General features: G+C 72.3%; 14 protein-coding genes. 8 read left to right on the forward strand and 6 right to left on the reverse strand.

Annotated elements, in window-relative coordinates:
- Positions 1–276, reverse strand: a 276-nt coding sequence (locus ABT288_RS20715; protein WP_351609670.1) for a hypothetical protein, incomplete at its 3' end; no start/stop codon positions are given.
- Positions 277–662: 386 nt separating this feature from the next.
- Positions 663–1490, reverse strand: coding sequence for a MurR/RpiR family transcriptional regulator (locus ABT288_RS20720; protein WP_351609673.1), 828 nt, complete (start codon positions 1488–1490; stop codon positions 663–665).
- A gap of 128 nt (positions 1491–1618) precedes the next feature.
- On the opposite strand from ABT288_RS20720, the gene ABT288_RS20725 reads away from it, so the two are divergent.
- Positions 1619–2473: an EamA family transporter gene (locus ABT288_RS20725; protein ID WP_351609675.1), complete on the forward strand. Its 855-nt coding sequence runs from the start codon at positions 1619–1621 to the stop codon at positions 2471–2473.
- A 198-nt stretch (positions 2474–2671) separates the two neighbouring features.
- On the opposite strand, the gene ABT288_RS20730 is transcribed toward ABT288_RS20725, so the two are convergent.
- Positions 2672–3652 carry a cation diffusion facilitator family transporter gene (locus tag ABT288_RS20730; protein ID WP_450864032.1) on the reverse strand — a complete coding sequence of 327 codons (981 nt, stop codon included), beginning with the start codon at positions 3650–3652 and terminating at the stop codon, positions 2672–2674.
- Between the two features lie 200 nt (positions 3653–3852).
- Between ABT288_RS20730 and ABT288_RS20735 the strand changes: the two genes are divergently transcribed.
- The gene (locus tag ABT288_RS20735) at positions 3853–4209 is read left to right on the forward strand and encodes an ArsR/SmtB family transcription factor (RefSeq protein WP_351609681.1); all 357 of its coding nucleotides are present in this window, start codon (positions 3853–3855) and stop codon (positions 4207–4209) included.
- A gap of 262 nt (positions 4210–4471) precedes the next feature.
- Positions 4472–6229 carry an ABC transporter ATP-binding protein gene (locus tag ABT288_RS20740; RefSeq protein WP_450864021.1) on the forward strand — a complete coding sequence of 586 codons (1758 nt, stop codon included), beginning with the start codon at positions 4472–4474 and terminating at the stop codon, positions 6227–6229.
- Positions 6230–6251: 22 nt separating this feature from the next.
- Here ABT288_RS20740 and ABT288_RS20745 read toward each other — a convergent pair whose 3' ends face one another.
- Both ABT288_RS20745 and ABT288_RS20750 read right to left on the reverse strand, forming a co-directional pair.
- The gene (locus ABT288_RS20745) at positions 6252–7079 is read right to left on the reverse strand and encodes a ZIP family metal transporter (protein ID WP_351609683.1); all 828 of its coding nucleotides are present in this window, start codon (positions 7077–7079) and stop codon (positions 6252–6254) included.
- Between the two features lie 168 nt (positions 7080–7247).
- On the reverse strand, positions 7248–7727 hold the full coding sequence (locus ABT288_RS20750) for an inorganic diphosphatase (protein ID WP_351609686.1): 480 nt from the start codon (positions 7725–7727) through the stop codon (positions 7248–7250).
- Positions 7728–7999: 272 nt separating this feature from the next.
- On the opposite strand from ABT288_RS20750, the gene ABT288_RS20755 reads away from it, so the two are divergent.
- On the forward strand, positions 8000–8491 hold the full coding sequence (locus ABT288_RS20755) for an inorganic diphosphatase (protein WP_351609833.1): 492 nt from the start codon (positions 8000–8002) through the stop codon (positions 8489–8491).
- A gap of 86 nt (positions 8492–8577) precedes the next feature.
- On the opposite strand, the gene ABT288_RS20760 is transcribed toward ABT288_RS20755, so the two are convergent.
- A complete protein-coding gene (locus ABT288_RS20760) occupies positions 8578–9786 on the reverse strand; it encodes an MFS transporter (RefSeq protein WP_351609689.1) in 1209 nt (402 codons plus the stop codon).
- A 249-nt stretch (positions 9787–10035) separates the two neighbouring features.
- On the opposite strand from ABT288_RS20760, the gene ABT288_RS20765 reads away from it, so the two are divergent.
- The 4 genes from ABT288_RS20765 to ABT288_RS20780 all read left to right on the forward strand — a co-directional run bounded on the left by ABT288_RS20765 (position 10036) and on the right by ABT288_RS20780 (position 12428).
- Positions 10036–11079: a YncE family protein gene (locus ABT288_RS20765; protein ID WP_351609691.1), complete on the forward strand. Its 1044-nt coding sequence runs from the start codon at positions 10036–10038 to the stop codon at positions 11077–11079.
- A 69-nt stretch (positions 11080–11148) separates the two neighbouring features.
- Positions 11149–11844 (forward strand): class I SAM-dependent methyltransferase, encoded by a 696-nt coding sequence (locus ABT288_RS20770; protein ID WP_351609694.1) that lies wholly within the window; start codon positions 11149–11151, stop codon positions 11842–11844.
- 174 nt (positions 11845–12018) lie between these two features.
- On the forward strand, positions 12019–12273 hold the full coding sequence (locus ABT288_RS20775; protein WP_351609697.1) for a hypothetical protein: 255 nt from the start codon (positions 12019–12021) through the stop codon (positions 12271–12273).
- Positions 12267–12428 (forward strand): hypothetical protein, encoded by a 162-nt coding sequence (locus tag ABT288_RS20780; protein WP_351609699.1) that lies wholly within the window; start codon positions 12267–12269, stop codon positions 12426–12428. The genes ABT288_RS20775 and ABT288_RS20780 overlap by 7 nt, the downstream gene beginning before the upstream one ends.
- Positions 12429–12458: the final 30 nt, after the last annotated feature.

The following is a 12458-nucleotide window of genomic DNA, read 5'->3' on the forward strand; positions in this document are numbered from 1 at the left end:
GCCGGATTGCGTGGTCAGCTTCGCCGGGTCGGATTCGGCGATCGCGTCGCCGGATTCGCTGCCGTGCGGCGACAGGCGGAAATCGGCGCCCAGGGTGCCGCCGTCGGGGTCCGAGACCTTCGCGTACAGGGTGACGTCACCGTCGCCCACGAGGGCGTCGGCCTGGCAGGAGGTGGCCGGGGAGGTGCTCAAGTCGGTGGGAACCGCCGGCGGATTGTCCTGCGTCGCGGCCAACGCCGCGGTCGGCTGGACGATCCCCGCCGCTGCTATCAGCAAGCCGAGCGCTGTCGTTGCTGTGACGGCACGTCCGGGGCGGGGTCTGTTCGAGGAGGACGAGTCCACGAAGTCGTCGCCTTTCCGAGGGGGCCGGATGGCCCCGAGTGGAGTCAAGTTACGGCATGGATCAAGGAGGTTCGCGGGGGCCCCGACGGACTCCGCCCTGGTCACGTCGGCAGCCCGCCGATGAACTCCCCATGTGGCCGACGGCCTGATCGATCCCGGTGAAACCGACATGCGGCCACGGGGATGACGTCGGTCAAGGGTTGCTCATGCTGTAACGAAGTCCCTGTTCAGGGATGCCGAGAGCCCGCCGTCATGTCCCGCGCCACCCGGCCGTGCACAAGCAGCTCTCACCGGCGCATGAGCGCGGCGGATTCGCAAGGTCAGTACGCGTGAGCAGCGGTGACCTCTGCGGAGCGGGCCAGGGCCTGTTGGGCGTCCGAACCGCGCAGCGCCAGCAGGGTGAGGGCCAGTGCGTCGACCACGACGAGATGAGCGAGGCGCCCTGCCACGGCTTCGAGGCCGAGAGTGAGGTCCTGGCCGCCGGCAAGTAGCGTGCACTGGCTGGTCTCGGTCAGCGGCGAACGGGCGTAGCTGGTGAGCGAGATGACGGTGGCTCCGCGCGTGTGGGCGCGTCGGGCGGCGTCCACGGTGGTTCGGGTGGCGCCGGTGTGGCTGACGGCCAGGCAGACGGCGTCCGAGGGGAGCAGCGAGGCGGCCACCTCGGCGGTGAGTGGGTCGGTGGGGGCGTCGACGGCGCATCCCAGGGCCCTGAGGCGGTAGGCCGCGTCGGTGGCCACCGCGGTGGACAGGCCGGCACCGACGACCAGGATCCGGCTCGCGCCGTGCAACGCCTCGGCAGCAGTGCGCAGGTCGTCGGGAGAGACTGTCGCGGACAGCCCGTCCAGGGCCTCGCGTGCCGCTTGCACGGTGTCGGCCAACGCGCGGGAGGTGGGATCGGCGCCTTCCGGCGTGGTGGGCCGGGGCGCCTCCCGGGCTGCCGTGATCTTCACCTCCTGATAGCCGCGGAAGCCCAGCCGCTGACAGGCGCGGACCACGGAGGAGGGCGCTGTGTGCGCCATCGCGGCGACGTCGCTCACGCTCAGCCGCACCAGTTCAGGTCCCTGATCGAGCAGGACCTGAGCGACCCTTGCCTCCGCGTCGCGCAGTTGCGGCAGCCGGGCGCGTACGTGGGCGGCGAGATTCCGCACGTCAACAGCCCGTGCGCCGGCAGAAGCACTTCCGATCGGGGAATCATCTTCCATTCCTGTAGCATACTGCGGAATTCAATTCCCTGACGCTTCAGCTTCTGGAACGGTCGACGCTCATGAATGTGTTCATGCAAGCCGGCACTGCCGTACCCGTAGTGGTGCTGACCGCAGCGGTGCTGCACGCCGTGTGGAACGCACTGGCGCACGCGATTCCGAACAAGCTCGCCGGCTTCACGCTGATCAACCTCGTCTTCGTCGGCGTCAGCGCGATCTGGGTCTGTTTCACCCCGCTCCCTGGCTCTGCCGCGTGGCCGTTCATCGCGGCGTCAGCCGTGCTCCAGGTCGCCTATCAGACGCTGCTGCTCCAGGCCTACAGGCTCGGTGACTTCGGTCAGATGTACCCGGTGGCGCGCGGCGTCGCACCCCTGCTGGTCGCCGTCCTCTCGGTGAGCGTTCTCGGCCAGGAGCTGTCAGCCCCCGAACTCACCGGAGTCCTGATCATTTCCGCCGGGCTGGTCGCCCTGGCCCTGGCGGACGGCTTGCCGGACCGTGCCCAGTTGCCGGCACTGACGGCTGCCCTCGGCACCGGCGTCATGATCGCCTCATACACAATCGTCGACGGCACGGGCGTACGGCGCTCAGACAGCGTCTTCGGCTACATAGCCTGGAGTTTCCTGCTGCAGGGCATGCTCTTCTGCGCCGGTGCCTTCGTGCTGGGCGGGCGCCGCCTGTCAGCCCGGCTGCGCGCCGCCCCGATGCGCGGACTGACTGGTGGGGTGCTCTCACTGACCGCGTACGCACTGGTGGTATGGGCGCAGGACCACGGCGACCTGGCGTCCGTCGCCGCACTCCGCGAGACAAGCATTGTCATCGCCGCGCTGCTCGGTACCGTGCTCTTCCGCGAGCGACTGGGCGGCCGACGGCTGGCCGCGAGCGTCACCGTGGTGGCCGGCATCGCCGTGCTCCAGCTCGCGCACACCTGAACGTCCGAGCCGACTGGCCGCCCGCACCGACCTCGGAGAACGCGTCCAACACGCCCATGCCGAGCTATCGGTGACGGGCTTGTGCCGGGGCTGTCTGAGCTGGTGCTCGACCCTGCGCGAGTCCTCTTTCACCTCGGGGCCGGCTTCCCGTGCTGACGGCTGCGGCACCCGCCGGTGATCGCACGGGTGCCGGGGGTGTCAGCGGGTGGCGTGGTGGCTGAGAACCGCGTGGGGGTCGCCGCTGCCGGGAGTCGGGTGCGGGTCCGTGTGCACGGTGGCCGCGGTCAGCCGGGGTACCGCATGCATCAAGGCGTGTTCGGCTTCGACAGCGATGGCGTGCGCCCGGGCGACACTCAGCCGCGGGTCGACGACGATGTCCGTCTCGGCTCGCAGGGAGTGGCCGATCCAGCGCATCCGTACCGAGCCGACATGCTCGACGCCCTCGACGGTGTGCAGGGCCCGCTCGGCGCGGTCGACCAGGGCGGGGTCGACGGAGTCCATCAGGCGCCGGTAGACCTCGCGGGCGGCGTCCTTGAGCACCATGAGGATCGCGGCGGTGATCAGCAGCCCGACGGCCGGGTCGGCCCAGCGCAGGCCGAGGGCGGCGCCGCCGGCGCCGAGGAGGACGGCGAGGGAGGTGAAGCCGTCGGTGCGGGCGTGCAGACCGTCGGCGACCAGCGCGGCGGAACCGATCCTGCGGCCGGTGCGGATGCGGTAGCGGGCCACCCACTCGTTGCCGATGAAGCCGGCCAGCGCGGCGAGGGCAACGGCCCACAGGTGGCTGACGTCGCGGGGGTGCAGCAGGCGGTCGACGGCCTCGTAGGCGGCCAGCGCGGAGGAGGCGGCTATGGTCAGCACGATGGCGATGCCGGCCAGGTCCTCGGCGCGACCGTATCCGTAGGTGTAGCGGCGATCGGCCGCCCGCCGCCCGATGACGAACGCGATGCCGAGCGGTACGGCGGTGAGCGCGTCGGCCGCGTTGTGGATGGTGTCGCCCAGCAGCGCGACCGACCCGGACACCGCCACGATCACCGCCTGGACCACGGTCGTCGCCCCGAGGACGGTGAGCGACAGCCACAGCGTGCGCATCCCCTCGCGGGAGGTCTCCATCGCGGAGTCGACCTTGTCCATGGCCTCATGGCTGTGCGGAGTGACCAGGTGAGCGAGCTGGTGCCGCACCTTCGACCACCGCCCGACGCCGTGCGGGTGTTCATGGCCGTGATCATGGCCGTGGCCGCCGTGGTGGTGGCCGTCGGCGTGAGCGTGCTGGTGCCCGGGCGGCTCGTGGGTGTGGGTCTGCTCGTTCACGGTGCACCTTTCGTGGACGGCCGGCTCGTCGAAGGTGGACGCCGGTGCTGCTGCTCCACCATTATGTGCACATGAACGCACGCATGCATCTGTCAGGTGCGCACCCCTCGCAACAAGCGGATGAGGGCGAGCGCCTCGCCGTCGCCGTGGAGGTCCTCGGCCTGCTGGCCGACCGCACCCGTCTGGCTCTGCTGCGGCGGCTCGGCGAGGGCGAGGCGGACGTCACGACGCTGACCGGGGCGACCGATGCCACTCGGACGTCGGTCAGCCAGCATCTGGCCCGGCTGCGCCTGGCCGGGCTCGTGACGACCCGGAAGGAGGGGCGCCGGGTCGTGTACGCCCTGCGCCACGGGCATCTGCGCCGTCTGGTCGACGAGGCACTGAACATCGCCGACCACCAGATCGGCCACCTGCCGCCCCACGACTGACGTCCCGCAACGAGGGGCGGGCCAAGAGGCCCTCGGCGGAGGCGGCGTGCCGCAGGGGGCGACGCGCGGAATGTCAGGTGTGGAGGGAAGGCAGGCCCCCGTATCCTTCGGGCAGGCGAACAGACTGCTGGGGGGAGGCGGGTTCCGTGGCGGACGACCAGGCCACCACCGTGAGCGTCGCCGGTCGGGCCGATGGCGGGTGCGGGCGCACGGACGCCCTGGGCTGCCGCCCCCGCATACCCGGCGCACCGGGCCGCGCCTCGTGAGCGCGGCAGCGGACGCCGCCCCGGCCGCCGAGTCCACCCGGCGGCTGCTGTTCGAGTACGTGCGGCCGCACCGCGGGATGCTGCTGCTCGGCGCCCTGCTGTCGCTGATCACCGGGGGCACCGGGCTCGCCCTTCCCCTGGTGACCCGCTCCCTCATCGGTGGCCTCGCGCACCACCGCTCCGTCAGCGCGGCGCTGCTCGGTATGTCGGCGCTGGTGGTGGCCAACGCGGCGATCGGCGCGCTGGGTTCCTACGTACTGCGGCGCACCGCCGAGTCGGTGGTGCTCGGCGCGCGGCGCACCCTGTCGTCGTATCTGCTGCGGCTGCGCGTCAGCGCGGTGGACGGCAGCGAGCCGGGCGACCTGATGGCCCGCGTCACCTCCGACACCACGCTGCTGCGCGAGGTCACCACCGAGTCGCTGGTGGGCCTCGGCACCGGCGGGCTCACTCTGGTCGCCACGCTGGTGATGATGGGTGTCGTCGACCCCGTGCTGCTCGGCGTGACCGTCGGCGTGCTGGGCGGGGCGGCCACGGTGATCGGGGTGATCGTGCCCCGTATCAACCGCGCCAGCCGGCAGGCGCAGGACGCGGTCGGCGCGATGGGCGCCTCGCTGGAACGCGTCCTCGGCGCGCTGCGCACCGTCAAGGCGTCCGGTGCCGAGCACCGCGAGGAGCGGGCCGTCCACGACGCGGCGGAGCGGTCCTGGCGGGAGAGCGTGCGGGCGGCCAAGTGGTCGGCCGCGGCGGGCAACACGGCGGGGCTGGCCCTGCAGATCGCCTTCATCACCGTGCTCGCGGTGGGCGGCGCCCGGGTGGCGACCGGCGCCATCGACGTCGGCACGCTGATCGCCTTCCTGCTGTACGTCTTCTATCTGATGTCGCCGATCCAGGAGGTCGTCGGCGCCGTCACGCAGTACCAGGCGGGAGCGGCCGCACTGGCCCGGATCCAGGAGGCGCTGCGCCTGCCCGCCGAACCGGCGGCCGAGCCCGCACCGCTTCCCGAACCCGGTGCCCGGCCCGCCGCGGTCGTCTTCGACGACGTCCGCTTCCGCTACGCGGACGATCTGCCCTACGTCCACCACGGCGTGAGCTTCGCGGTGCCCGCGCTCGGCATGACGGCCTTCGTCGGCCCGTCCGGCGCGGGCAAGACCACGCTGTTCTCGCTCATCGAGCGGTTCTACGACCCCACGTCGGGCCGTATCACCGTCGATGGCCGCGACCTCGCCGACTGGCCTCTGCCCGAACTGCGGTCGGCCATCGGCTATGTGGAGCAGGACGCCCCGGTGCTGTCCGGTTCCCTGCGCGACAACCTGCTGCTCGGCAACCCGGGCGCGGACGAGGCGGAGCTGACCCGCGTGCTGAAGACCACCCGCCTCGACGGCCTCGTCGCCCGCCTCCCCAAGGGCCTGGACACGCTGGTGGGACACCGTGGCACCAAGCTGTCGGGCGGCGAACGCCAGCGTGTCGCCATCGCCCGTGCCTTGTTGCGGCGCCCCCGCCTGCTGCTCCTGGACGAGGCCACCAGCCAGCTGGACGCGGTCAACGAGGCCGCGCTGCGCGACACGGTCACCGAGGTCGCCCGCGCCACGACGGTGCTGGTGGTCGCACACCGGCTGTCCACCGTCACCACGGCCGACCGGATCGTGGTCATGGACGCGGGCCGGGTCCGTGCCGTGGGCACCCACCGCGAACTCGTGACCCGCGACCCCCTCTACGCCGAGCTCGCCGCCACCCAGTTCCTGGCCTCCGGCTGAAGGCCGGGGGGCGTGGGAATGCTCAGGCTCCGGCGGCGGTCACCACGGCGTCCGTGGCGAAGCCGAGGAGCAGACCGAGGAGGACGCACCAGGTGGTGAGCGTCTTCAGATTGGCCTTGCGGGCCACGGCGAGCAGTTCGATGACGACGTAGAGGATGGAGCCGGCGGCCAGCCCCAGGAACGCGATGGAGAGAGTGTCGTTGACGAGGTGCTGGCCGACGAGGGTGCCGAGGAAGGTGGGTCCGCCGCCGATCAGGCCGAGCCAGAAGAGGGTGGCCCAGGTGGGGCGTTCGCCCTCGGCGGCGAGCGGGGCGACGATGCCGAAGCCCTCGGTGGCGTTGTGCAGGCCGAAGCCGATGATGAGCAGCACGGCGAGGGAGAGTTCGCCCTTGGCGGCGGAGTTGCCGATGGCCAGGCCCTCGGCGAAGTTGTGCAGGCCGATGCCGGTCGCGATCATCAGGGCGAGGGAGGCCGCCTGGCTGCGGGTCTTCGGCGCCAGCTCCGTCGCCGCGGCGGCGCCGGGACCGGCGGGACGCTGGGCGGCGGCTCGGCGGCGGGCGATCCAGGCGTCGTAGTACACCAGTCCGGCGAGTCCGGCGGTGAGTCCGGCGGCGAGGACGAGGCCGCCGGAGGCGACCGTCGCCCAGCGATGGTCACTCAGCGCTTCGTCGACCGGTTCCCAGGCGTGGGTGAGGACGTCCCAGACCAGGAAGACGAGGATGCCGATGGCTACGGCGTTCAGCCCGGCCCTCAGGCGGGGCGTCGGTGTGCGCAGCCGGCCGAGCGGGAGGCCGAGGTAGATGGTGAGGCCCGCGATGGCGCCGAGCAGGGCGATGTTGGCGCTGGACATGGGGAGAACTCCGGGTCGTGCTCTGGGGGCGGCCTGGTGGGGGCGGGCTGCCTGGGGACGACCACAGCATAGGTTAGGTGAGCCTTACCTATGGTTTCCTGTGCGGCGCTTGGGTGAATCTTGACGGACCCGTTGCCGGTCCGTGTTTCCGAGGGGTCCCACGAGCCGTCATTCCAGGCATCCCGTGAGCCGCTCGTAGGCGTGATGGGCGTCGCTGATCAGGTGCTCGGCCTCGGTGCGGGAGCCGCAGGCGACGACCTCGCCGACGGGCCGGCGCTGCAGGCGTGCCAGAACGGCGGCCCAGGCGTCGGCTTCGGCGTGCCAGCGGGGCAGGTCGTCGATGTCGACGAGGTCGATGAAGGAAGGGTCCTCGGCCACGCACAGCAGCGTGGGCGCGGCGGGCGCGGCCGGTGCCCCGGTCCGGTGCAGGACGCCCAGCGGCCAGGCGGGCACGGTGCTGCCGGCCAGGGCGGGTTCGGGCATCAGCACCAGGGCGTCCAGCGGCAACCCGTCGGCGTCCAGGGTGTCGGGGATTCTTCCGTGTCCGACCGGCCAGCCCGTCGAGGTGAGGCGGCCGGAGGCTCCGTCGTCGGACGTTCGGATGGTGGAGGAAGCGGTGGCGTCGATGTCGACGGTGATCCGGGGCATGGCCCTGACCTCCTCAGACGTGAGCGTGGTCAGCGGGTGGACGCCATCGGCACCGCGGCTGGGCGGTTGGCGGCAGGCCCATCGCCGGATACGAGCAGTCTCCTGCCGGGCGGCCGCCGCGGCAACCAGGCGGGGCCCACGATGACCTTGTCCGCTTCCGCATCACCGGTGGATGCCCGGAATGGATCGAGGAGCACACTGGAAGGGCACACCCACTGATCTCGCCAGTGGTTGCGGCCGCCCCGCGGAGGACCTACGACATGGAGGACGACGTGGAGTTCATGGTGACCGTGGAGATCCCCCAGGGATCCCGCAACAAGTACGAGATGGACCACGCGCTGCACCGCATCCGTCTGGACCGTCTGCTGTTCACCTCCACCAAGTACCCGGCGGACTACGGCTACATCGACGGCACCCTCGGCCGCGACGGCGACCCGCTGGACGCGCTCGTCCTGACCGGCGAACCCACCTTCCCCGGCTGCACCATCGAGTGCCGGGCCATCGGCATGTTCTGCATGAAGGACGAACAGGGCCCCGACGAAAAGGTGCTGTGCGTCCCCGCGCACGACCCGCGCTACGCGAACCTGCGGGACATCGGTGACATCGCCGAGTTCGACCGGCTGGAGATCACCCACTTCTTCGAGGTCTACAAGGACCTGGAGCCCGGCAAGTCCGTCGAAGGCTCTCACTGGGAGGGCCGGGACGCGGCGTACGAGGAGATCGAAGCCTCCCGGCGGCGCGCAGTCCCGGGCGAACGGCCGTGAGCCGTCCCGGCCATGCGACAGGGTGCGTCACGGCAGTGCCTCGCCGGAGCCGGCCTCGACCGCCGGCGAGGGCCAACGCCCTTGTGTCAGCGCTGGCTGCCCCTGGTGACCAGCAGCAACACCACCGCCAGGGCCTGGATGGCGACAACCACCGTGATCAGCACGGGAATCGAGTAGCCGTACAGCCCGCCGGTCAGCGCGCCCCCGGCCAGACTCGCCGCGCCGACCACACCGGCGAACAGGCCGTAGGCGGTGGCGCGCCGCCCGCTGGGCACCAGGTCCGCGACCGTGGCGCGCAGGGTGGACTCCTGGATGCCCATGGCCGCGCCCCAGACCAGCGACCCGGCCACCGCGACGGCGACCGTGTCGGTGAACGCCAGCGCCACCACGCCCGCCGTGAGGACGGGCAGGGCGATCAGCACGCGTGGGCCGTACCGGTCGTACAGCCATCCGGTGGCCAGCGCGGCGACCGCGTCCACGGCCATGGCCGCCGCGTACAGCACCGGCACCCACGCGGTGGACAGCAGATGGCGCTGGACCAGGTGGTAGGAGAGCACGCCGAAGGTCGCGAACCCGCTCGTGGTGGCCGCGGTGAACGCTGCGTAGGTCCAGAACGCCCTCGGCAGGCGCACGTCCTGGCCGTCGGGCGTCGTGGGTGCTGCGGCCGTGACCTCGCGTTCGTAGGCTTCCGGGTCCGGCACCCGAGCCCGCAGCCAGAACAGCAGCAGCAGTACGGCGATGCCGGGCACGGCGAGCACACCGAGCGCGGGCCCGTAGGCGTTCCCGGTCAGCGCGAGCACGCCCGCCACCAGCAGCGGGCCGACGAGGGCGCCGATCTGGTCCATCGCCTCATGGACGGCGAAGCCGCGGCCCCGCCCGGTGGCGGCGGTGGCATGCGACAGCAGGGTGTCCTTCGCCGGTGAGCGCACCGCCTTGCCGACCCGCTCGGCGATCACCAGCGCGCACGCGGCCCACAGCACCCCGGCGACGCCCAGCAGCGGGACGGAGACGACCGTCAGGGCGTACCCGGCGATCGCCAGGCCCCAGAAGCGGTGCGTGCGGTCGGCCAGCGGGCCGGAGACCAGCCGCAGTCCCAGCGCCGCCGCCTCACCGGCGCCGGTGACCACGCCCACGACAAGGGCGGACGCGCCCAGCGAGGCGAGCAGCGGGCCCGTGATCGAACGGGCGCCCTCGTACACGAAATCGGCGAGCAGACTGACCGTGCCGAACCAGACCACGAACCGCCACGGCCCCATCCGCACCGACGGCCGGTCCGCCTCCCGCCCTTCGGACACCGGATGATTCATCCCCACAGCGCCTCCGCAGCCGACACCCCGACGAACGCGGCCCCCGGGCCGGCCACCACGCCGGCGCCGCGTACCTCGCAAACGTACTCAACGCGCCCAGGACTCCGGTACCGAAGAACCGCCGCACGGGCCGGCGCGCCGCCCACACATCGGGGCCCGGTACCCTCGCCACAGCCCGCCGTCCACGGGCGGTGGGGGCAGCCCGGCCTCCTCTCCGCCCACCCGGGGGAGCCGCACATGATCCGTCGCCTCGGCCCGCGAGCCGTGCCGGGCCTCGTCGCCGGCCTGGTCGCCGCCTTCGCCGCCGCCGTGTCCGGTGTGCTGCTCACCGGTGGCAGCCGACCACCCGAAGTGGCGCTTCCCCTCCATCCGGTGGCCCGGATCCACCTGCCGGGCGACAGCTCCCGATTCGACTACGCCGCCCTCGACCCCGGCCGCGGGCTCCTGTTCATCGCTCACCTGGGCGCGAGTCAGGTCATCGAGGTGGACGTCCGTGCGGACCGCGTCGTACGGACCATCGACGGGCTGCCCGGCGTCCACGGCATACTGGTCGTCCCCTCCCGCCACCGGGTGTACGCCACCGCCACGGACGCCGACCAGGTGGCCGCCATCGACGAGACCACGGGCACCGTTGTGCACCGCGGCCCCACCGGCGACTACCCCGACGGAATGGCCTACGACCCCGTGCACGGCACCGTCTGGGCGACCAACGAGTCGGGCGGCTCGGAGACCGTCGTCGACGCCGCCACCGGAGCGGCCCGCGGCACCGTTCCCCTCGGCGGCGAGGCCGGCAACGTCGCCTACGACCCCGCCACCCGCCGGATGCTCGTCGACGTCCAGACCCGCGACCAGCTCGCCGTCATCGACCCGGCCACCCTCCACATCACCCGCCGCGTCCCGCTGCCCGGCTGCGACCACGACCACGGGCTCATCCTCGCCCCCGCCGACCGGCTGGCCTTCGTCGCCTGCGACGGCAACGCCCGCCTCCTCACCGTCGACCTGACCACCTTTCACGTCACCGGGTCCGACCAGGTCGGCCAGGACCCCGACGTCCTCGCCTACGACCCCTCCGCCCGCCACCTCTACGTCGCCGCCGAGTCCGGCTGGGTCACCACCGCGGACAACCGCGGCCGGCACCTGACCGTCACCGGCCGCTCCCACCTGGCCGACGGCGCCCACGTCGTCGCCGTCGATCCCACCACCCACCGCAGCTACTACCCCGTCGCCCACGGCTCCGACGGGCATCCGGCCCTCCTCGTCTACCGGCCGGCGTCTCCCTGAGGTGCCGACTCCTCGGGTGCGGTGCCGGCCTCTTGCCGACGCAGCACGGTCGGCTGCGAGAATGCTCCGATGAGTGCCGAGACCGCTTATCACGGTGCGATGGGCGAACAGTTCGCCTCGCAGGCCACGGACAGCGCGTACCACGCGCATACGGATCGACCGGCCATGCTGCGGCTCGCCGGTGAGGTGACCGGACTTCGGGTCCTGGATCTCGGCTGTGGGGCCGGCCACTACGCCGCGGAGTTCCTGGAACGGGGAGCCGCCCGGGTCGTCGGGGTCGACGGGAGCGAGAGCCTCCTGCACGCCGCGCGGGAGCGGCTCGGGGCGGATGCCGTCCTGCACCATCACGATCTGGAGGAGCCGCTGGCCTTTCTGGCGGACGAGTCGTTCGACCTGGTCGCCATGGCTCTCGTCTATCACCACATCGACGCGCGCGGACAACTGCTCGCCGAAATCCGGCGCGTCCTGCGGCCGGGTGGCACCCTGCTCGTGTCCACGACGCATCCCACCGGCGACTGGGGCTACTTCGGCGGCTCCTACTTCGCTCACGAACGCGTCGAGCTGCCCTTCGGCAACGGATTCTCCCTCAGCTACTGGAGGATGACGCTGGAGCGGTTCCTCGGTGAGCTCTTGGGGGCCGGGTTCCTGCTGGAGGCGCTGGAGGAGCCGCGAGCGCGGGATGCGGCCCGGTCGGCCGATCCGCGTCGCTACGAGAAGACCCACCAACAGCCGCACTTCCTGGCCGTCAGGCTCCGTCGCCCCTGACGGTCGTGGCAAAACCGCCCCATCGTGATCGCTCGTCGGCGTAGGGCCGACGCGGGCGAGCGGGAGAGCGGCCGCCCCCACGGACGTGGTCAGGCCGGCGCCGGGTGTGAGGGCGGCCAGGGCCGGGACGGAATGCGGCGATCCCGTCCCGAACACGGGCCACGGGGCGTCCCGGTGGGGGACCCCGCGACCGCGTTGCCGACCTTCACCGGCCAGACCCGCCGCGTCCTGACCGTCGCACTCTTCGCGCTCACCGCGGCCACCGGACTGCTCCCGCGCTCGGCCGAACCCTCCACCACCCTCATCGCCGACGTCCACCACCCCACCACCCGTCTCTGGCTCGCGCCGCTCCTGCTCGGTATCGGACCCGCCGCGGTCACCCCCTACTGGCTCACGCTCGGCTGTCCACCGCCCTGCCGCACATGGTGACCGGGCCGCCCCTCGCCACGGGCCAGAACCTCCTCGCCCTCGTCCGGGCCACTGCGCACCCCGGCTCCCTGGCCGAGAGCATGGCACTGGGCCTGCTGGCCGCCGCAGCCATCGGCGCCGGCCGGGACCTACGGCGCTCGGGCCGGGAGAGTTGACCTTGCCCCCAGGGGCAGGGTTTACGCTGC

It is taken from the genome of Streptomyces sp. NPDC001093, assembly GCF_040298985.1.
Taxonomy (GTDB): domain Bacteria; phylum Actinomycetota; class Actinomycetes; order Streptomycetales; family Streptomycetaceae; genus Streptomyces.

Coding starts and splice junctions, on each gene's coding strand:
- ABT288_RS20780 (WP_351609699.1), top strand. CDS start 12,267: ATGGTGACCGGGCCGCCCCTCGCCACGGGCCAGAACCTCCTCGCCCTC.
- ABT288_RS20770 (WP_351609694.1), top strand. CDS start 11,149: ATGAGTGCCGAGACCGCTTATCACGGTGCGATGGGCGAACAGTTCGCC.
- ABT288_RS20745 (WP_351609683.1), bottom strand. CDS start 7,079: ATGTCCAGCGCCAACATCGCCCTGCTCGGCGCCATCGCGGGCCTCACC.
- ABT288_RS20750 (WP_351609686.1), bottom strand. CDS start 7,727: ATGCCCCGGATCACCGTCGACATCGACGCCACCGCTTCCTCCACCATC.
- ABT288_RS20725 (WP_351609675.1), top strand. CDS start 1,619: ATGCAAGCCGGCACTGCCGTACCCGTAGTGGTGCTGACCGCAGCGGTG.
- ABT288_RS20735 (WP_351609681.1), top strand. CDS start 3,853: ATGAACGCACGCATGCATCTGTCAGGTGCGCACCCCTCGCAACAAGCG.
- ABT288_RS20765 (WP_351609691.1), top strand. CDS start 10,036: ATGATCCGTCGCCTCGGCCCGCGAGCCGTGCCGGGCCTCGTCGCCGGC.